This window comes from Kitasatospora aureofaciens (assembly GCF_019192735.1).
GTDB classification, from domain to species: domain Bacteria; phylum Actinomycetota; class Actinomycetes; order Streptomycetales; family Streptomycetaceae; genus Kitasatospora; species Kitasatospora aureofaciens_A.
Genome location: NZ_JAHTKP010000019.1, coordinates 17711 through 39002 on the forward strand (window position 1 = coordinate 17711; position 21292 = coordinate 39002).

The window sequence follows — 21292 nt, forward strand, 5'->3', positions numbered from 1 at the left end:
TCAGTGAGGCAGGATCCCTGACTCTGCGACTCGTGATCGCAAAGATGTCCGCCCTTTCGGCGGGAAGATCATAGGGTGATGGGGGTCAGGGGGGCGCAGATTCAGATCCTGCTGCCCCTGTCGGCGTGACGTTTACGCAGGCTGGAAGGCCGTCTCCGCAGCAATGCGGGGACGGCCTTTTCCGGGGCGGGGCCGTGTGTCATGGTTCGACGGAGCCCGGGTCACCGCCGGTGCCGGGCGGTGGTGAAGCAGGCGGCGGAGGCTGCCGTAGCGGGGTGGAGCGCCCGGTGTTGCGGGTGCGGTGCCGTAGGAGATCCGCTTGCCGACCTCGAGTGGGCTATTCGGATTCGGCGCCTTGAAGCCGGCGTGGCGACAAGTGCGCTCTCTCCGCCGACGTGGGCGATCTTGGTGGCGGCGCCCGGGAAGGGTCAGAGTCCTGCGAGGATGATTTGTCGGCACCCGTACTGTCCCGCAGGCCGGCCGCCCACGGTGGCGGTCACCCAGTCGAAGCCGCCCACGACCTACCTCTTTCGCCCGAAACTGCTGCGGCTGAGTGACAAGGGGTGCGGCTCCCCGGGGATGTTCACGATGTGACGAGTTGACTCCTCTTAACTTCTTCTGGGATTCGGATGTGTTGCTCAGCAGGCGGTTGCCTGCGCTCGCCACCCATGGAGGTCATTGGATGAATCTTCGTCCCTGGGTTGCAGCATCGCTGGCAGGTGCGGCCATCGCCCTTGCGTCTCCGCCTGCAGGCGTCGCTGCGCAGGCGTCCACACGGCACGCGTCCGGCTCCCCGTGGCTCCAGGAAGGGGGCGGGGACGGGGACGGGCGCCACCATCACCACAATCCCTGGCGTGACTGCTACAGTCCCCGCCGTGTCGTACTCATCGACCAGAACTTCAGGGTGATCCTGAGAAACGGCCGGCGTGGGCCGGAGGCTCTCGTCCTCCAGCGCGGCCCGTCATCCTCGTCCTCGTCGCCGGCGGCACCATGGGATAGCTTTACTGTTTCAACGTATTTGGACGTGAATTATCCCACCCAGACCAGCAACCAGTATGAGTGGAAGATTCGTGACTTCTTCAGGGAGCACCCGCTCTTCGTGGTGAAGGCATTCGACCGCCACGAGCGGGCTTTCCCCTTCCCAGCTGCCCACTGCATCGACGACCGAGACGACGGTGACCACCGTGACCACGGTGACCATGCTCTTCCATATGGTGGTGAAGCTGCCGACGGGAGTGGCGCGTCCGGCTCCCCGTCGCCCCAGGCAGGGGACCACCATCAAGACGGCCGGCGTGAGCCGGAGACTCTCGGCTCCGGGGGCACCGTCCGCCCTCTTCCGCGCGGTGCCAAGGGTGCCGGTAGGAGCGATCGTCTTCTGAGCGCGAAGCACATCGGGATCGCGGCCGGCGGTTTGCTGATGGTTCTGGGAATGCTGACTACGGCATGGCTTCGCCGGCGTCGTTCTGCCGCGTGATACTCGGCCGGAAGAGGAACCGGCAGGTCTGTCTGGCTCTCACGGTCGGTACCGGCTGGCCGACCCCGGTGCGGAGATCGGGGCCGAGACGAGCAGGTCTCGCTTCCCTCAGCAGCACCTGCGGTTCGACCGTCATCGGCGGGCACGCGCAGCCGCTGCTGCTGGTAGCCGGAGCCCTCCCGGCAGGACTGGTCAGGAGGAACTGCTGCTTCCGGCGGAGGCCGACCTGGCGGAGGGGCTGGGTGTCGCGGAGGGGCTGGGTGTCGCGGAGGGGCTGGGCGTGGCCGAGGGGCTGGGTGTGGCGGAGGGGCTGGGCGTGGCCGAGGGGCTGGGTGTGGCGGAGGGGCTGGGCTTGTTCGAGCGGCTTGGGTGTGGCCGAGGGGCTGGGCGTGGCCGAGCGCGGCTGGGTGTGGCGGAGGGGCTGGGCTCGTCCGAGGGGCTGGGCTCGTCCGAGGGGCTGGGTTCGTCCGAAAGGCTGGGTTCGTCCGAGGGACTGGGTGTGGCCGAGGAGCTCGGGCGGGGGTCGTGGCGGCAGATCAAGTCAGGGTTTTTGAATCCGAAGCTCAGGCCCCACTCCTTGTCACAGCCGCCCCAGTATGTTCCCACCCAGCCACAGTAGGGGCCGCCGTAGCTGTAACAGGGGGGCGCCGATTCCTGCGGGCCCGGATTCGTGGAGGGTGGCCGGGGCAGTTCGGCTTTGCTCCGAGAGGTGCCGGGGGCGCTCACCAGGCGGACCTGCCTGGCATCGGAACTCTGGGACATCCAGTCCGTGAGGAGGAGGGGCAGGCCAAAGGCTGAGGCGGAAGCCGCCACCGTTGCAGCAGCGAGAGCGCAGCGGGTGAGGCGCATGACTGTTCCTCTTGGCTTTGTGGTCTGTGGCAGGTGTGAACGAACTCTGTGTACGAGGCCGCCGCTGTGAGCGCCGACGTCAAACGTATGGTTTGACGATCCCTCAACAGCCGGCGAACCGCCAATCGGGCGGCCTTGCTCTGGCTTTTCACTCGAAGAGTCTCGCCTCGATCCACTGCCGATGTGACACCGAACTGCGTTCTTCGCACGGTTCCTACTCGGCCCCGACCTCACCGGCGCCGTCTGGCGCAAGTCGCCGCACAGAGCCGGCGAAGGCCAGTGCGTGGAGATCACCGACCTGCCCGGCGGCGGCGCGGAGCCAGGCGGTGAGGTAGTCGGCGACGGTCTGGTTGGGGTCGGCGGTGAAGCCGCGGTTGTGGCCTTCGAGCAGGCTGCGCAGGGCGACTCGGGCTGAGGGTCAAGGGGTCGCAGGTTCAAACGGCAGGGCCCGCAGGAAGCGAGCCCTGGCGCAAAGTCCGACGCGTGACATTGCCGCGGAGGGCACCGCCTGCCCGCATGCCTGCCTCATGCATATTCCGTGGACTGCCAGAGAACAGGAGGTTTGCGTCAGACGTGCAAGGAAATCTGATCGCACAGAAGGCCATATCAGTCGCATACGCGCCCGAGCGCGAATCCTCGGGCGGCGCAGATGACCTGTGGTCCCGGGTGGCCCTGCCGCCGGCGTCACCCGAGCCACCCGCCGAGCCCGTTGTTGCACCCGGCCTGCGTCTTGCCCTGTCCCTGCTTGAGGAAGGCGTGTTGACCAGCCGCGCCAACCGTTCCTGCGGCTCGTACGTGGCGCGGGCGGTACCGTCGGCCGGGGCTGTGTACCCGTACGAGTTCGCCGTCCTCGTCATGGAGAACGGTGTGCCGACGGCCTTCCGGATCGACGCCGACCGCCGGATCTGTGCCCGGCTGGCTGTCGGGGCCCGCGTCACCGCCGCACTGGATACGTCCATGCTGGCCATTCCGGAAGACGGCGGAACGCTGGTGGTCACCCTCACCCGTCCCTGGCTTTCGATGCGCAAGTACGGCGACCGCGGGTACCTGTACACACAGCTCGATGCGGGGCATGCGGCCGGGAACCTCGTACTGGCCGCGGCCGGCCGTGGCGCCCCGGGGGCGCTGCGGCTGCGCTTCCCGAGGGAATCCCTCTCGGGATTGCTGGAGGCGGGCGAGAACTGCCGGGAGATCCACTCCGCGATCCTGGTGCCGGCCGGCTCGGCCGACGAGTCGTGGACCCGCTGGACAGTGCACGACAGCACCGACCGGGAGCTGCGCGGGCCCACCTGGCGGTCCTGGTTGGAGAGCACCTGCTGGGACTCCCTCGCCGGGTGGCCCGAGCACTCCGGCTCTCCAGCCCTCCAGGCGGTACCCGCTCCGCTCGCGCGAATCCGCACTGACCGACAACTGCCCGGCGGGCAAGGCAGGTTGGGTGACCCGTCCGAATGGTCGGAACTGATCGGGACGCGAGTCTCCAGCAAGGCGTTCACGGGCGAACCCGTCTCCGCCGCTGCGGTCTGGCGAGCGGTCTCGGCCCTGTCGACGCCGTTGGAGACCGACCTTCCTGACGCCTCGCCGCTGTCCGCCACCTTGGTCCTGCGGTCGACGACGGAACCCGAGCAGGACGGGGTGTACCGGCTGCACACCGGTGAGCGGCGACCAGGACGGCTGCCGTCCACCGACGAGGTGGCCCGTGCCTGTATGCAGCAGCGCGCCCTCGCCGGGGCCGCCGCCGTCCTGCTGCTGCACGTGCCGCGTACCTCGCTCGCCGGGGCCGTGGCGATGCTGGCCTACCCGCTCTACCCGCTCGGCATCGTGCTCGGCTGGCCGGTCTGGCTGCTCGCCGTCGCCCAGGTCGCGGTCGGGGCGGGCATCACCTTCTGGGGCGTCATGTGGGCCACCAGCGTGCAGACCCAGGTGCCGGGCGAGGTGCTCAACCGCGTCCACGCCTACGAGGTCGCGGGTTCCGTCGGCATGTTCCCGGTCGGCAGTGCGCTGGCCGGTCCGGCCGTCGGGGCGTTCGGCACCGACCGGGTGCTCCAGGTGGGCATCGTGGTCGCCCTCCTCACCGCCGCCGCCCTGCTGGTCGCCCGCCCGACCCGCACCCTGGGCCGGGTGCCGAACCGCGCCTGAGCGGGGTCGTCAGGCGGGCTGTCCGCTGTCGGCGACGATGCAGGCGGTGACGCTCAGGTCGGCGGGGCAGGGGGTGATGGAGAGGACCTGGAGGCCGGCTGCCGCTGCCTCGCGGCGCATGTCGGCCTCGGTGCGTTCGCGGGCGTCGGTCTCGCCGACCACCATCTTGATGACGTTGCGGAAGGCGGCGCCGGAGTCGTGTTCCGCCAAGGGGTCGATGACCAGGAGCGTCGGGGCGCCGTCCGGGGCGGTGGCGGCGCTCATCGCGCGGCGGATGTTGCTCAGGATCTGGACGCCGCTCTCCGAACTCCAGTCGTGGAGAACGTTCTTGAGGATGTAGAGCTCGCCGCCACCGGGGACTTCGCGGAGGATGTCGGCGGGCCGGTAGGTGAGTCGCTCGATGAGGTCCTCGTTGCCCGATGCGCGGAGGTCGGCCTCCGCGCGCCGGCAGGTGTCCGGGCGGTCCACGCAGATGCCCTTGAGGTGCGGGTGCGCCGTGAGAATGGCCTTGAGGAGTGCGCCGTTGCCGCCGCCGACGTCGATCACCGTGCGGACGTTCTCGAACGGGACGTGCTCCGCCAGCACCGCGCCGATCGGCCGGGCCCAGTCCTGCATCGCGAGGTCGAAGATCCGGGCGGTCTCGGGGTCCTTCTCCAGGTACTCGTAGAGCGAGACGCCGAACGCGTTGGGCATGACCGAGGTGCCGGTCCGCACCGCCTGCGTGAGCCCGCCGGCGGCCGCCTGGGCGTAGAGGCCGCAGAGCAGCACGGTCAGGTGCCGGATCGACTCGGGGTGATCGGTCCGGAGCTGCTCGGACTGGGGCGAGTTGGTGTAGCGGCCCTCCTCGTCCCGCGCGAAGACCCCCAGCGCCGTCAGGGCCGTCATGAGGGACACGAGCGCGTCGGGGTCCGCGTCGACGGCCGCGGCCAGCTCGGCGGCCGTGGCCGGCCCGTCCGCGAGGGCGTCCGCGACACCCAGGTGCGCCGCGGCGCCGACCGTCGCGGACGTCATCGACCCCATGACAAGACTCACCAACGACGTTTCCATGGCCCCGTTCACTTCCTCGGCTCGATGGCAGGTTGCGGATACGGTTCGTGTTCGCCGATGCCGGACTGCCGTTGCGGCAGACGGTAGTTGAGGTAGTGGCCTCGCGTCGCGTCGTTCAACTGCCTCGCCGCAACCGGGAAGTTCGCGGGCTGCCGCGGGACCCGGCGGTACTCCGGGATCCGTTCGGGCGGGCGGGGTTGCCAGTTGAACAGTGCCTGATGTTCTGTTGTGGTCGAGGGCGCAATCCGATGTCATGTACCGTCGATTCGACGTGACTCTCCCAGAGAAAGCTCAGGTTGGAGACATGACGGATGACAGGTCGTCAAGCAGTCACAATGCCGGAGACGTGTCCGCGGAGGACCTCAGGGCTTCGCACTCCGACCGGGACCAGGTCGTCGAGATTCTCCGCGACGCCGCGGGGGACGGCCGGCTCACGGCCGAGGAGCTCGACGAGCGCATCGCGGCGGCGCTGAACGCCCGGACCATCGGCGAACTGGCCGCGCTGACCCGCGATCTTCCGGTCTCCCCCGATCCCGCTCCCCCCGCCGAGCCGGGCCGGCGACCCAAGGACGTGGTGGAGATCAACCAGCGGTTCGGCACCCTGCACCGGTCCGGGCCCTGGGAGGTCCCGCGCCGGCTGGACATCCGGATGCACGGGGGCGACGTCAAGCTCGACTTCACCCAGGCGGTGATCAGCCATGACACCCTCGACCTCGACGTCTACCTGAGCATCGGCGGAAACCTGATCCTGGTGGTCAGGCCGGGCATCGTGGTGGTGACCGACGACCTGACGGTGGGCGTGGGCGAGGTCAAGGTCCGCGTGCCCGGCGCCGACGAGATCGAGCCGGTCGTGCTCCGGGTGACCGTGACCGGCCGGGTCCGCGGCGGTGACGTGGTGGTCAGGTACCCGCGGCGGACGCTCGGGCAGTGGATGCGCGGGGAAAGCGCACTCTGAGGTACAGGCCGGACCGCGGTCCGGCACAGGGCGGTGGTCGGCTCGTACGGGCCGGCCGCCGCCCTCTGCGTTGTCGACGGACGTGTAGTCGACGGACGTGTTGTCGACGGAACCGGGACGCGTGTCCGCGGCCCCTGGACCCGAACCCTGGACCTGACCCTGGACCTGAATAGTCGTCCATGGTATTCAGTGCTACCGGGTACCTGCGCGTTGCGGCGGATTGAGTGCCGATTCCTCGATTCCCGCGCGTGGTTCAAGTGTTCAACTGCCACGTTGCGCCGCCCACCAGGGGTGGATACGTTCCTGTTGCTGGTGGGCTCGATCCCTTTTGCAGGTATTGAGAATCCCCGATTTTGCGTAATTTCCGCGGTAATCCCGCACCGCGGCTGTGCAGATCAGAATTGGCATATCCTCGGTAAGCAGGGATGGCGGAAACAAATGGCCAACGAAGACAAGCTTCGCGATTACCTCAAGCTCGTGACGGCCAATCTGCGCCAGGTCCGCCGTCGACTGGCTGAGGTCGAGGAGCGGAACCAGGAGCCGATCGCGATCGTCGGCATGGGCTGCCGGTTCCCCGGCGGGGTGCAGAACCCCGAGGAGCTGTGGCGGCTGCTGACCGAGGGGACCGATGCGATCGGCCCGTTCCCGCAGGACCGCGGCTGGGACCTGGAGAACCTGTACGACCCCGACCCGGACCACCCGGGCACCTCGTACGCGCGCCACGGCGGATTCATCTACGACGCCCCCGAGTTCGACGCCGGCTTCTTCGGGATCAGCCCGCGCGAGGCGATCACGATGGACCCGCAGCAGCGCCTGCTGCTGGAGGTGGCCTGGGAGGCGATCGAACAGGCGGGCATCGACGCCGGCTCCCTTCGCGGCAGCCAGACCGGCGTGTTCGCCGGCGCGTACAGCCAGGGCTACGGCACGGACCCGGCGGCGCAGACCGGAGGTTCGGAGGGGCACCTCCTCACCGGCATCGCGACCAGTGTCACGTCGGGTCGGCTGGCGTTCAGCTTCGGCCTGGAGGGCCCGGCCGTCACGGTCGACACCGCGTGCTCGTCGTCGCTGGTCTCGCTGCACCTGGCCGCCCAGGCGCTGCGCTCCGGCGAGTGCTCGCTGGCGCTGGTCGGCGGCGCCACGGTGATCTCCAGCCCGTCGGTCTTCGTGGGCTTCTCCCGGCAGCGCGGGATGTCGGTGGACGGGCGCTGCAAGTCCTTCGCCGCGTCGGCGGACGGCTCCGGCTGGGCCGAGGGCGTCGGTGTCCTCGTGGTGGAGCGGCTGTCGGACGCCCGGCGCAACGGACACAGGATCCTGGCTGTGATGCGCGGTTCGGCGGTCAACCAGGACGGTGCGTCGAACGGTCTGACGGCGCCGAACGGTCCGTCGCAGCAGCGGGTGATCCGGGCGGCGCTGGCGAACGCCGGGGTTCGCGCCGACGAGGTCGACGTGGTGGAGGCGCACGGTTCGGCGACCACGCTCGGCGACCCGATCGAGGCCGAGGCGCTGCTCGCGACGTACGGTCAGGAACGTTCCCAGGAGCAGCCGTTGTGGCTGGGCTCGGTGAAGTCGAACATCGGGCACACCCAGGCGGCCGCCGGTGTGGCCGGTGTGATCAAGATGGTGCTGGCGCTGCAGCACGAGCAGCTGCCGCAGACCTTGCACGCGGACGAGCCGACGCCGCACGTGGAGTGGGCGGCCGGCGACGTCAAGCTGCTGAGCGAGGCGGTGGCGTGGCCCACCGGGGAGCGTGTGCGCCGGGCCGGCGTGTCGTCGTTCGGGATGAGCGGCACCAACGTCCACCTCATTCTGGAGGAGGCCCCGACGGCGGACGGCGAGTCCGCGGGCGCGGGTGAGCCCGCCGGTGAGGGCGCTGACGAGGCGGTGAGCGAGGCCCCGGCCGCCGAGGTCGAGGCGGCTCCTGCCGTTCCTGCGGTGGTCGAGGGCGACGGTGTCGGCGCGTGGCTGGTGTCGGGCCGGTCGGCGGAGGTGCTGACGGCTCAGGCGGGTCGGCTGCGGGATTGGGTGTCGGCGCGGCCGGAGGTGGCGTCGGCGGATGTGGCGTGGTCGCTGGCGGCGACGCGGTCGGTGTTCGAGCACCGGGCGGTCGTGGTCGGTGGCGGTCGTGAGGAGCTGGTGTCGGGGCTGGGCAGCCTGGTTGCCGGCACGCGTGCGGGTTCGGTGGTGTCGGGTGTTGCGCGTTCGGGTGGCCGGACGGCGTTCGTGTTCGCGGGTCAGGGTGCGCAGTGGGTCGGGATGGGCCGGGAGTTGGCGCTGTCCAGCCCGGTGTTCGCGGCCCGGCTCGCGGAGTGTGAGCGGGCGTTGGCGCCGCATGTGCCGTGGTCGCTGTCCGACGTTCTCGCCGGGGCCGAGGGTGCTCCGGGGCTGGACTCGGCGGATGTCGTGCAGCCGGTGCTGTGGGCCGTCATGGTCTCGCTGGCCGCCGTGTGGGAGGCCGCCGGCGTGACGCCGGACGCTGTTGTTGGTCACTCGCAGGGTGAGATCGCGGCGGCGACGGTCGCCGGGATGCTGTCTCTGGAGGACGGCGCCCGGGTTGTGGCGGTGCGGGCGCGGGCGCTGACGAGCCTGGACGTGCAGGGCTCGATGGTGTCTGTGGTGATGCCGTCCCAGGCTGTGCGGGAGATCGTCGAGGGCTGGGGCGAGCGTCTGTCGGTGGCCGCGATCAACGGCCCGGCCGCCGTGGTGGTTTCGGGTGAGCCGGAGGCGCTGTCCGAGTTCGAGCGGGAGTTGGCGTCGCGGAAGGTGCTGCGCTGGCGTATCCCGGCGACGGACTTCGTCGCGCACTCGCCGGCTGTGGAGCCGCTGGCCGCCATTTTGGAGAGCGAGCTGGCCGGGATCACCCCGCAGGCCGGCCGGATGCCGATGATCTCCACGGTCACCGGCGAGTGGCTGTCGGGCACCGAGGTCGACGCCGCCTACTGGTTCGCGAACCTGCGGCGGATGGTCCGCTTCGAGGAGGCCGTCCGTGTCCTTCTCGGCGGCGGCTACGGTGCGTTCGTCGAGGTGTCGCCGCACCCGGTGCTGACGGCGTCGGTGACGGAGACGGCCGAGGACGCGGGCATCGCCGACGTCCTGACGGTGGGCACGCTGGAGCGCGACAACGCGGGCGCGTCCCGTCTGATCACCTCGCTCGCGCAGGCCTACGTCGGCGGCCTGACCGTCGACTGGAAGACGGTCCTACCTGCCGCCGAGCCGGTGGACCTGCCGACCTACGCCTTCCAGCGTCAGCGCTTCTGGCTGGAGTCCCCGGCCGCGACCGCCACCGTGATGGGCGGGGACGGCTCGGGTACGGCCGCGGAGGCCCGGTTCTGGGCGGCCGTCGAGAGCGGCGACCTGGCCCGGATCGCCGACACGCTGGCCATCGAGGACCAGCAGCAGCTCGCCGAGGTGCTGCCCGCCCTGGCGTCGTGGCGACGCCGTGAGCGGGACCGGTCGGTGACCGAGGGCTGGCGCTACCGCGTGACCTGGGCACCGGTGACCGAGCAGTCCTCGGGTGTGCTGTCCGGGAGCTGGCTGGTCGTCACCCCGGCCGGGACGGCCGACGGCGACCTGGCGCAGCAGTGCGCGGCGGCGCTGACCGCCCGCGGAGCCGGGGCCGTGTTCGTCGAGGTTCCGGCCGGAACCGTCGACCGGACCGACATGGCCGCGCTGCTCGGCGAGGCGCTGCAGGGCGCCGAGGCGGTGTCCGGCGTGCTGTCGCTCCTCGCGACCGACGAGCGGCGCCTGCCCGCCCACCCGGCGGTGCCCGGCGGCCTTGCCGCGACGCTCGCCCTCGTGCAGGCCCTCGGCGACACCGGCGTGACCGCGCCGCTGTGGGTCGTCACCCGCGGCGCCGTCGCGGCCGCGCCGGGCGAGGCGCCGGCCGGCCCGGAGCAGGCCCGGGTGTGGGGCCTCGGCCGCGTCGTCGCACTCGAACACCCGGACCGCTGGGGCGGGTTGATCGACCTGCCCGACACGGTCGACGAGCGGGTGAGCGCGCGGCTGGCCGCCGTCCTGGCCGGCTGCGGCGAGGACCAGGTCGCGATCCGGCAGACCGGACTCCTGGGCCGCCGCCTGACCCGCGCCCCGCGGCCCGAGGCGGGCCGGGACTGGAAGCCGCGCGGCAGCGTGCTGGTCACCGGCGGCACCGACGCGATCGGCGGGCACGTCGCCCGCTGGTCGGCCGACCGGGGCGCGTCCCGGCTGGTGCTGAGCAGCACTTCCGGTCCCGCCGCCCCCGGCATCGCCGCGCAGGCGGCCGGACTCGCCGCGCAGGGCGCCCGCGTGGACGTCGTGGCGTGCGACGCCGGGCAGCGTGCCGACCTGGCCGGCCTGCTCGACTGGATCGGGACGACCGGCGCCGAGCTGTCGTCCGTCCTGCACCTCGCGGAGGCCATCGACAACAGGCCGATCGACGAGCTCGACCTCGCGGAGTTCGCCGGCGTGCTCGCGGTCAAGGCGGACGCGGCGGCCTGGCTGGACGAGCTGACCGCGGACCTGGACCTCGACGCGTTCGTCCTGTTCTCCTCGGTCGCCGCCGTCTGGGGCGGCGGCCAGCAGCCCGGATTCTCGGCGGCGAACGCCTTCCTGGACGCACTGGCGGAGAGCCGCCTGGCCCGGGGCCTGGTCGCCACCTCGGTGGCCTGGGGCCCGTGGAGCGTCGGCGTGATGGGCTCCGGGGACGACGGCGCTCAGCTGGAGCGGCGCGGGCTGCGGCTGATGAGCCCCGCCCTGGCCATCCGGACACTGGCCGAGATCCTGGACGGCGGCGAGGCACTGACGACGGTCGTCGACGTGGACTGGGCCCGGTTCGCCCCGCCGTTCACCCTGCGCCGGCGCAGCCCGCTGATCGAGAACCTGCCCGAGGTCGCCCAGGCCCTGGCCGGCGACGGGCCCGACCCGGCCGTTGACCTGGACGCCGGCACGCCCCTGCGGCAGCAACTGGCCGACCTGCCCGCGGCCGAGCAGGACCGCGCCCTGGTCAACCTGGTCAGGGCCGAGGCCGCCGCCGTGCTGGAGTACTCCTCCCCGGAGGCCATCGGCAGTAGCCGGGCCTTCAGCGAGCTCGGCTTCGACTCCCTGACCGCCGTCGAACTCCGCAACCGGCTGGGCGCCGCCACCGGCCTGAAGCTGCCCGCCACGCTGCTCTTCGACTACCCGAGCCCGGCGGTGCTGGCCGGCTATCTGCGGTCCGAGCTGCTGGGCGCCCGGACCGGGAGCGCCGGCGGGGTCGTCGTGACGAGCACGGCGCCGCTGGACGACGATCCGGTCGTGATCGTGGGCATGGGCTGCCGCTTCCCCGGCGGGGTCCGGAGCCCGGAGGAGCTGTGGGAGCTCCTGGCCTCGGGCACGGACGCGATCGGGGCGTTCCCGCAGGACCGGGGCTGGGATCTGGACGGCCTCTACGACCCGGACCCGGACCAGGCCGGCACCTCGTACGTGCGCCAGGGTGGATTCGTCTACAACGCGGCCGAGTTCGACGCCGGCTTCTTCGGCATCAGCCCCCGTGAGGCGCTGGCGATGGACCCGCAGCAGCGGCTCCTGCTGGAGACGTCCTGGGAGGCCCTGGAGCGGGCGGGCATCGTCCAGTCGTCGCTGCGCGGCAGCAGGACGGGCGTGTTCGCGGGCGCGAGCTACGCGGGGTACGGCCTGGCCGGGCCGGACGCCACGGAGGGCCTGGAGGCGCACCTGCTGACGGGCACCACGACCAGCGTGCTCTCCGGCCGGGTGGCCTACACCTTCGGCCTGGAGGGCCCCGCGGTGACGGTCGACACGGCCTGCTCGTCGGCGCTGGTGGCGGTCAACCTGGCCGCCCAGGCGCTGCGTTCGGGAGAGTGCTCGCTGGCGCTGGCCGGCGCCGCGTTCATCGCGTCCACCCCGGACCTGTTCGTCTGGGTGAGCAAGCAGCGGGGGCTGTCCCCCGACGGCCGGTCGAAGTCGTTCTCGGCCGCGGCGGACGGCATGGGCATCGCCGAGGGCGCAGGCATGGTGGTGCTGGAGCGCCTCTCGGACGCCCGGCGCAACGGGCACCCGGTGCTGGCCGTGGTGCGCGGCTCGGCGATCAACCAGGACGGTGCGTCGAACGGTCTGACGGCGCCCAACGGTCCCTCGCAGCAGCGGGTGATCCGGGCGGCCCTGGCCAACGCCGGGCTGTCGACCGCCGACGTGGACGTGGTGGAGGCGCACGGCTCCGGCACGGTGCTGGGCGACCCGATCGAGGCGCAGGCGGTGATCGCCACCTACGGCCAGGACCGGCCGGAGGGACGGCCGCTGTGGCTGGGGTCGGTGAAGTCCAACATTGGTCACACCCAGGGCGCGGCCGGTGTCAGCGGCCTCATCAAGATGGTGCTGTCGCTGCAGCACAAGCACCTGCCGGCCACGCTGCACGCGGACGAGCCTTCGCCGCACGTGGACTGGTCGGCGGGCGACGTCCGGCTGCTCACGGAGTCGCGGCCGTGGCAGACGGACGGACGTCCGCGCCGGGCCGGGGTGTCCTCGTTCGGGGTCAGCGGCACCAACGCCCACGTGATCCTCGAGGAGGCCCCCGAGCCGGCGGACGTCGAGGCGTCCGCGGAGCACGAGGGTGCCGGAACGCCCCAGGCCCCCGCGGTCCTCGACGCTCCCGGCGCCTCTGCCTGGGTGGTGTCCGGGCGGACGGCGGACGGCCTGCGGAGGCAGGCGGCCCGGCTGGCGGAGTACGTGGCGACGCGCTCCGGGCTCGACCCGGCGGACGTGGCGTGGTCGCTGGCGGCGACCCGCTCGGTGCACGAGTACCGGGCCGTGGTGACCGGGACCGCCCGCGAGGAACTGGCCGCCGGCCTGGCCGCGGTGGCGGCCGGCGAGCGCGCTCCCGGGGTGGTCGCCGGAACGTCCGCGGCCGCCGAGGCGAGCGAGCCGGTCTTCGTCTTCCCCGGCCAGGGCGCCCAGTGGGCCGGCATGGGCCGGGAGTTGATGGCGTCCTCGCCGGTGTTCGCCGCGCGGCTCGCGGAGTGCGCGCAGGCCCTGGAACCGTACGTGGACTGGTCGCTCACCGAGGTACTGGCCGGTGCGGAGGGCGCGCCCGAGCTGGAGCGCGCCGACGTGGTCCAGCCTGCGCTGTGGGCGGTGATGGTGTCGCTGGCCGCCGTGTGGGAGGCCGCGGGCGTCACGCCGGGTGCCGTGGTCGGCCACTCCCAGGGCGAGATCGCGGCCGCGACGGTGGCCGGGATCCTGTCGCTCCAGGACGCGGCCAGGGTCGTGGCGGTCCGCAGCCGGGCGCTGTCCGGGCTCGGCACCGGCGGCGGGATGCTGTCGGTCGTCATGCCCGCCGCGGCGGTGCGCGAGCTGCTGGCCCCTTGGGGCGACCGGCTCGCGGTCGCGGCGGTGAACGGGCCCGCCGCCACCGTGGTCTCCGGCGAGACGGAGGCGCTGGCGGAGTTCGGCGCCGAGCTGGCGGCCCGGAGGGTCATGCGGTGGCCGATCCCGGTGACCGACTTCGTGGCGCACTCGGCCGGGGTGGCGGAACTGGAGGGCGTCCTGACCGAGCGTCTGGCCGGCATCCGGCCGGGGGCCGGACGGATCCCGATGTTCTCCACGGTCGAGTGCCGCTGGATGAGCGGCCCGGAGCTGGACCCCGGGTACTGGTTCGCCAACGTCCGCCGGACCGTCCGCTTCGACGAGTCGATCCGGGAGCTGGCCGCGGCCGGGAACCGCACGTTCATCGAGGTGTCCCCGCAGCCGGTGCTGACCACCGGGATCGCCGAGACGATCGAGGACCTGGGAACGGCCGGTGCCCCGGTGATCACCGGGACGCTGGACCGCGAGAACAGCGGCCCGCGGCGGCTGCTGGCGGCGCTCGCCCAGGTGCATGTGGGCGGCACCTTCGTCGACTGGCAGAAGGTGCTGCCGGCCGGACGGCGCACGGACCTGCCCACCTACGCCTTCCAGCACCAGCGGTACTGGCTCGCCGCCGCCCGCCTGGCCGCGCCGACGGCGACCGGCGGGGACGGCGCGTCCTCGGAGGCCGAGGCCCGGTTCTGGGCGGCCGTCGAGGGCGGCGACCTGCAGCAGCTCGCCGACACGCTCGCCGTGGACGGAGAGCGCTCCTTCGGCGAGGTGCTTCCGTCGCTGGCGTCCTGGCGGCGCCGCGAGCGGGACCGGGACGTCACCGGGAACTGGCGCTACCGCGTCACCTGGGCGCCCGTCACCGACCCGGCACCGGCCAAGCCGGCCGGCACCTGGCTGGTCGCGGTTCCCGCGAACCGGGCCGGCCGTACGGCGGACCTGATCCAGGCGTGCCTCCGGGCGCTGACCGCCCGGGGCACCCAGGTCGAGGTCGTCGAGGTCGAGGCCGCCACGGCGCAGCGCGAGGCGCTGGCCGCGGACATCGCCCGGGCCCTGCACACCGACGAGGACACGCCGTCGCGCGTGACCGGCGTGGTGTCGCTGCTGGGACTGGACGAGACCCCGATCGCGGAACGGCCCGTGGTGCCCGCCGGTCTGGTCGGCACCCTGACCCTGCTGCAGGCGCTGACCGACGCCGGGATCACCGCGCCGCTGTGGACGCTCACCTCCGGGGCGATCGCCACCGGCCCGGGCGACCTGCTGACCAACCCGGTGCAGGCGCAGACCTGGGGCCTCGGCCGGGTCGTCTTCCTGGAGCAGCCGGACCGCTGGGGCGGCCTGATCGACCTGCCCGCCGTGCTCGACGACCGGGCCGCGAGCCGGCTGTGCACGGTGCTCGCCGGCTGCGGCGAGGACGAGGTGGCGATCCGGCCCGCCGGGATCCTGGGCCGCCGCCTGACCCGGCTCCCGCAGCCCAGGGCGGGCCGGGACTGGACGCCGCGCGGCACCGTCCTGATCACCGGCGGGACCGGCGCGGTCGGCGGGCACGTGGCCCGCTGGCTGGCCGGCCGCGGCGCCGAGCGGCTCGTCCTGGCCAGCCGGTCCGGCGTCGCCGCCCCGGGCGCCGTGGCGCTGGCCGCGAGCCTGGCGGCCGCCGGGACCGACGTCGAGATCAGCGCCTGCGACAGCGCGAGCCGCGCCGATCTCGCCGGGGTCGTCGACCGCATCGGTGCGGGCGGCCCGCCGCTGACCACGGTCATGCACACCGCCGGCGTGCTCGACGACGGCGTCCTCGACCGGCTCGACGTCGACCGGCTGGCCAACGCCCTCGCGGCCAAGGCCGTCGGCGCCGTCCACCTCGACGAACTCACCGCGGACCTCGACCTCGACGCCTTCGTGCTGTTCTCCTCGGCCGCGTCCACGTTCGGTGGCGCGGGCCAGGCCAACTACTCGGCGGCGAACGCCTTCCTGGACGCGCTGGCGGAGAACCGGCGCTCCCGCGGCCTCACCGCCCTCTCGGTGGCCTGGGGCCCCTGGGCCGGCGAGGGCGTGTCCGGGGGCAGCGAGGCGGCCCGGCAGCGGCTGCGCCGCAACCGCTGGGAGGTCCTGATGGACCCCGAGCTGGCGGTCAAGGCCCTGGGCGGCGCCCTGGCCGGACCGGACACCGTCCTGACGATCATGGACCTCGACTGGCCCGCCTTCGCGGCCGCTCCCGGCCAGGCACAGATCCTGGACGTCCCGTTCCTGCGCGACCTGCCGGACGCCCAGCAGCTGAAGGCGGCCCAGCGGACCGAGAGCCGGGGCGGGCAGCAGGCCGAGGGCGAGCTCGCCCAGCGGCTGGTCGGCCTGTCGCGGGCGGAGCAGGACCGGATCCTGGTGGACACGATCCGGGAGGAGGCCGCCGCCGTCCTCAACCACGCCAGCTCCGACGAGGTCGAACCCGGGCGCGCCTTCAGCGAGTTGGGCTTCGACTCGCTGACCTCGGTCGAGCTGCGGAACCGCATCTCCACGGCGACCGGGCTGCGCCTGCCGGCGACGCTGATGTTCGACTACCCCACCCCGACGGTGCTGGCCGACCACCTGCGGACGGAGCTGCTCGGCGCCCTGGCCGACAACGCGTCGGCGCCGGTCGTGCCGGCCGCCGTGGTCCCCGATGACGAGCCGATCGCCATCGTCGCGATGAGCTGCCGGTTCCCCGGCGGGCTGAACACCCCGGAAGAGCTCTGGAAGTTGCTGGCCGCGGGCGGAGAAGGCATCTCCGGCCTCCCGCAGGACCGTGGCTGGGACGCGGACGCCCTGTTCGACCCCGATCCCGCGCACGCCGGCACCACCTACGCGCGCGAGGGCGGCTTCCTCCACCAGGCGAGCCGGTTCGACGCGGGATTCTTCGGGATCAGTCCGCGTGAGGCGCTGGCGATGGACCCGCAGCAGCGGCTGATGCTCGAACTGTCGTGGGAGGCACTGGAGTCCACCGGCCTCGACCCGGCGTTGCTGCGCGGCTCGCACACCGGCGTGTTCATCGGCGGGTACTCGTCGAACTACGCGCTGGCCAGCATGCAGCTCGGCGGCCAGGACGGCGCCGGGCAGGTGGAGGGCCACCTGGTGACCGGGAACGCGACGAGCATCATCTCCGGCCGGGTGTCGTACGTGCTGGGCCTGGAGGGTCCGGCGGTGACGGTGGACACGGCGTGTTCGTCGTCGCTGGTGGCGCTGCACATGGCCGCCCGGTCCGTACGGTCCGGGGAGTGCTCGCTGGCGCTGGTCGGCGGGGTCGCGGTCATGGCGACGCCGTGGGAGATGGTGGGCTTCGCCCGGCAGCGCGGGCTGGCGGCGGACGGACGGTCCAAGGCGTTCTCGGCCGCGGCCGACGGCATGGGCATGGGTGAAGGCGCCGGCATGGTGGTGCTGGAGCGGCTCTCCGACGCCCGGCGCAACGGGCACCGGGTCCTCGCGGTGGTGCGCGGCTCGGCGATCAACCAGGACGGTGCGTCCAACGGGCTCACCGCCCCGAACGGTCCGTCGCAGCAGCGGGTGATCCGGGCGGCTCTCGCGAGCGCCCAGCTGACCGCCGCCGATGTGGACGTGGTCGAGGCGCACGGGACGGGAACCCCGCTCGGGGACCCGATCGAGGCGCAGGCGCTGCTGGCGACGTACGGCCAGGAGCGGGACGGGGAACGGCCGTTGTGGCTGGGGTCGGTGAAGTCCAACATCGGGCACACGCAGGCGGCCGCCGGTATGGCCGGTGTGATCAAGATGGTGCTGGCGATGCAGCACGAGGAGTTGCCGCGGACGCTGCACGTGGACGAGCCGTCGCAGCACGTGGACTGGGCGTCGGGTGAGGTACTGCTGCTGGCGGAGTCGGTGCCGTGGCCGGCCAACGGGCGTCCGCGCCGGGCGGGTGTTTCGGCGTTCGGGATCAGCGGGACCAACGCGCACGTCATCGTGGAGGAGGCGCCGGCGGCTGCGGCCGTCGAGGCCATCGAGGTGCAGGAGACGGCTCCGGTGCTGCCGGGTGCCGGTGCGTGGGTCGTGTCGGGTCGGTCGGCCGAGGGGCTGACGGCGCAGGCGGACCGGCTGCGGGAGTGGGTCTCCGCGCGGCCGGAGCTGGAGCCGGCGGATGTGGCGTGGTCGCTGGCCACCACGAGGTCGGCCTTCGAGCACCGGGCCGTGGTGGTGGGCACCGAGCGTGCCGAACTGGTCGGTGGTGTGGAGAGTCTGGCCGCTGGTGTGTCGGCGGCATCGGTGGTGTCGGGTGTTGCGCGTGCCGGTGCTCGCGTCGGCCTGATCTTCGCGGGTCAGGGTTCGCAGTGGGTCGGTATGGGCCGGGGCCTCTACGAGGGCAGCCCGGTGTTCGCGGAGACGTTCGACCGGGTGTGCGGGCTGCTGGAGCTGGAGTTGGGCGTGTCGGTCCGGGACGTGGTCCTGGGTGCGGACGGTGTCGACGGGGCTCTGGCGGATCAGACGCTGTATGCGCAGGCGGGGTTGTTCGCCTTCGAGGTCGGTGTCGCGGCCGTGCTGGAGGCTGCGGGCGTGACGCCGGATGCGGTGATCGGTCACTCGGTGGGTGAGGTCGCGGCCGCGTACGTGGCCGGGGTGCTGTCGCTGCCGGACGCCTGCCGCTTGGTGGCGGCGCGCGCTCGCCTGATGCAGGCGCTGCCGTCCGGCGGGGCCATGGCGGCGATCAATGCGCCGGAGGCGGACGTGGTTTCCACGCTTGCCGAGGGTGTGGTGATCGCGGCGGTCAACGGGCCGGAGTCGGTGGTGGTTTCGGGTGAGACCGATGCCGTGGAGAAGGTGGTGGAGGTGTGGCGTGAGCGGGGTCGTCGGGTGCGGCGGCTGCGGGTGTCGCATGCCTTCCACTCGCCCGCCATGGACCCCGTGCTCGATGAACTCGGTGCTGTGGCGGCCGGGTTGGAGTACCGCCGTCCGCAGATGATGTGGGCGGGTGCGCTGACCGGTGAGCTGGTGACCGAGTGCGAGGCGGGGTACTGGCCGGCGCAGACGCGCCGGGCGGTGCGCTTCGCCGACGCCGTCGCGGCTCTCGCGAAGCAGGGCGTGTCGGTGTTCGTCGAGGTCGGACCCGACGGGTCGCTGTCCTCGCTGGGCTCGGACATCGTGGCCGGTATCGGGAGCGAGGAGGCCGTGTTCGTCCCGTTGCAGCGGCGCGACGACCAGGGCGTCGCGAGCCTGGTGAGCGGTCTGGCCCGGGCGTTCGTCAACGGCGCTGCAGTGGACTGGAGTTCGGTGCTCCCGACCGGCGCGCCGGTCGAGCTGCCCACCTACGCCTTCCGCCACCAGCGGTACTGGCCCGAGGGTGTGCAGACCCCGCCGAACGCCGGCGGGGACCGGACGAGCACGGCCGCCGAGGCCCGGTTCTGGGCCGCCGTCGACGGCGGGGACCTGACGCAGCTCGCCGACACCCTGGCCATCGAGGACCAGCGGCAGCTGAGCGAGGTCCTGCCGGCCCTGGCGTCCTGGCGGCGGCGTGAGCAGGACCGTTCGGTGACCACGAACTGGCGGTACCGGGTGAGCTGGGCGCCGGTGGCCGACCCCGCTCCGGCGGTGCTGACCGGGCACTGGCTGCTGGTGGTCACGCCCGGGCAGGCCGAGGACGACCTGACGCAGGCCTGCGTGCAGGCGCTGACCGCCCGGGGCGCCGACGTGGTGACGATGGCGACCACGGAAACCGCCGACCAGGAGCGGATGGCCGCGCAGATCGCCGCGACGCTTCCCGAGGCCGGGGTCTCCGGCGTCGTGTCGCTGCTGGCCCTGGACGAGACGCCGCTGCCCGGTCACCCGGTGCTGGCGAACGGCCTCGCCGGGACCCAGACACTGGTCCAGGCCCTGATCGCCCAGGGGGTCCACGCGCCGATGTGGGCGCTCACCCGCGGTGCCGTCGGTGCCACGCCGGACGAGGCCCCGACCAGCCCGGTGCAGGCGCAGACCTGGGGGCTGGGCCGGGTCGCGACCCTTGAACACCCCGACCACGGCGGCGGCCTGATCGACCTGCCGGCCGAGTTCGACGAGCAGGCCGCGACGCGGCTCTGCGCGGTGCTGGCCGAGTGCGGCGAGGACCAGGTCGCGATCCGTCCGGCCGGGATCTTCGGGCGCCGCCTGACCAGGGCGGCGCAACCCCGCGACAACGCCGAGCAGTTCGTGCCGCGCGGGACCGTCCTGATCACCGGCGGGACCGGTGCGATCGGCGGCCACGTCGCGCGCTGGCTGGCCGGCCGCGGCGCCAAGCGGCTCGTGCTGACGAGCCGGTCCGGGGCCGGGGCGGCCGGTACGGCCGCGCTGGCGGCCGAGTTGGCGACGGCCGGGGCCGAGGTTGACGTGTTCGCGTGCGATGCCGCCGAGGACGCCGCGCTGGCCGGGGTGATCGCCAGGATCGGTGCGGGCGGCCCGCCGCTGACCGCGGTCATGCACGCCGCCGGTCTCGCGCAGGCGACCGCACTGGACGAGGTCTCGGTGGAGGAAACGGCTGCGGTCCTGGCGGCCAAGGCCGCGGGCGCCGCGAGCCTCGACCGGTTGACCGCCGGCCTGGACCTGGACGCGTTCGTCCTGTTCTCCTCCATCGCGGCGACCTGGGGCAGTGGCCTTCAGGCCGGTTACGCGGCAGCCAACTCCTACCTGGACGCCCTGGCGGAGAACCGCCTGGCCCGGGGCCTGGCCGCCACCTCGGTGGCCTGGGGCCCGTGGGGCGGCGGCGGGATGACCGACGCGGAGGGCGCGGCCGCGATGACGCGGCGCGGCCTGCGCCTGATCGATCCGGACCAGGCGATCCGGGCCCTGGCCCAGGTGCTCGACGGCCGCGACCGGCTGATGACGGTCGTGGACGTGGACTGGGCGCGGTTCGCGCCGCCGTTCACGCTGCGCCGGCCCAGCCCGCTGATCGAGAGCCTGCCCGAGGTCGTCGAGGCCCTGGCCGGGAAGGGCGACGACACCGGTCCGGCCGACTCGCCGGCCGGGAGCGCGCTGGCGCAGCAACTGGCGGCCCTGTCCCGGGTGGAACAGGACCGGCTGCTGACCGACCTGGTCCGCACCGAGGCCGCCGCCGTCCTGGGCCACGCGAGCGTCGAGTCCGTCGAGGCCGACCGGGCCTTCAACGACCTCGGAGCCGACTCGCTGACCGCCGTCGAACTGCGGGACCGGCTGGGCCGGTCCACCGGACTGCGCCTGCCCAGCACGCTCCTGTTCGACTACCCCACCTCCGCCGCGCTCGCCGACCATCTGCGGGCCTGCCTGACGGAGGAGACCAGCCCGGCCCAGCCCGTACTGGCCGAGCTGGACAAGCTGGAGGGCATGCTCGCCGCGATCGCCGGCGACGACGAATCCACCCTGATCACGAACCGACTCGAGGTCGTCCTTTCCAAGTGGAAGGAGACCCGGGCACAGATCGCCGAGGCCGGAGTTGCGGAGAAGCTCGAATCGTCAAGCGACGACGAAGTCTTCGATTTCATCGGAAAAGAACTCGGAATTTACTGACAAGGCCAACCGCCGCAACTTCCTCG

Annotated in this window: 6 protein-coding genes; 4 read left to right on the forward strand and 2 right to left on the reverse strand. The window is 72.8% G+C overall.

Going from position 1 to position 21292, the window contains the following annotated elements:
- Window positions 1-1009: 1009 nt before the first annotated feature.
- On the reverse strand, window positions 1010-1201 hold the full coding sequence (locus KV557_RS20295) for a hypothetical protein (protein ID WP_218202282.1): 192 nt from the start codon (window positions 1199-1201) through the stop codon (window positions 1010-1012).
- A 1405-nt stretch (window positions 1202-2606) separates the two neighbouring features.
- Between KV557_RS20295 and KV557_RS20300 the strand changes: the two genes are divergently transcribed.
- Window positions 2607-2738: a hypothetical protein gene (locus KV557_RS20300; RefSeq protein ID WP_308129984.1), complete on the forward strand. Its 132-nt coding sequence runs from the start codon at window positions 2607-2609 to the stop codon at window positions 2736-2738.
- Between the two features lie 344 nt (window positions 2739-3082).
- Window positions 3083-4459, forward strand: coding sequence for a hypothetical protein (locus KV557_RS42765; RefSeq protein ID WP_256177708.1), 1377 nt, complete (start codon window positions 3083-3085; stop codon window positions 4457-4459).
- A 9-nt stretch (window positions 4460-4468) separates the two neighbouring features.
- Here KV557_RS42765 and KV557_RS20310 read toward each other — a convergent pair whose 3' ends face one another.
- The gene (locus KV557_RS20310; RefSeq protein ID WP_308129985.1) at window positions 4469-5761 is read right to left on the reverse strand and encodes a methyltransferase; all 1293 of its coding nucleotides are present in this window, start codon (window positions 5759-5761) and stop codon (window positions 4469-4471) included.
- A gap of 91 nt (window positions 5762-5852) precedes the next feature.
- Between KV557_RS20310 and KV557_RS20315 the strand changes: the two genes are divergently transcribed.
- The gene (locus KV557_RS20315) at window positions 5853-6461 is read left to right on the forward strand and encodes a DUF1707 domain-containing protein (RefSeq protein WP_308129986.1); all 609 of its coding nucleotides are present in this window, start codon (window positions 5853-5855) and stop codon (window positions 6459-6461) included.
- Window positions 6462-6899: 438 nt separating this feature from the next.
- Window positions 6900-21266, forward strand: coding sequence for a type I polyketide synthase (locus tag KV557_RS20320; RefSeq protein WP_218202287.1), 14367 nt, complete (start codon window positions 6900-6902; stop codon window positions 21264-21266).
- The last annotated feature ends 26 nt before the right edge of the window (window positions 21267-21292 follow it).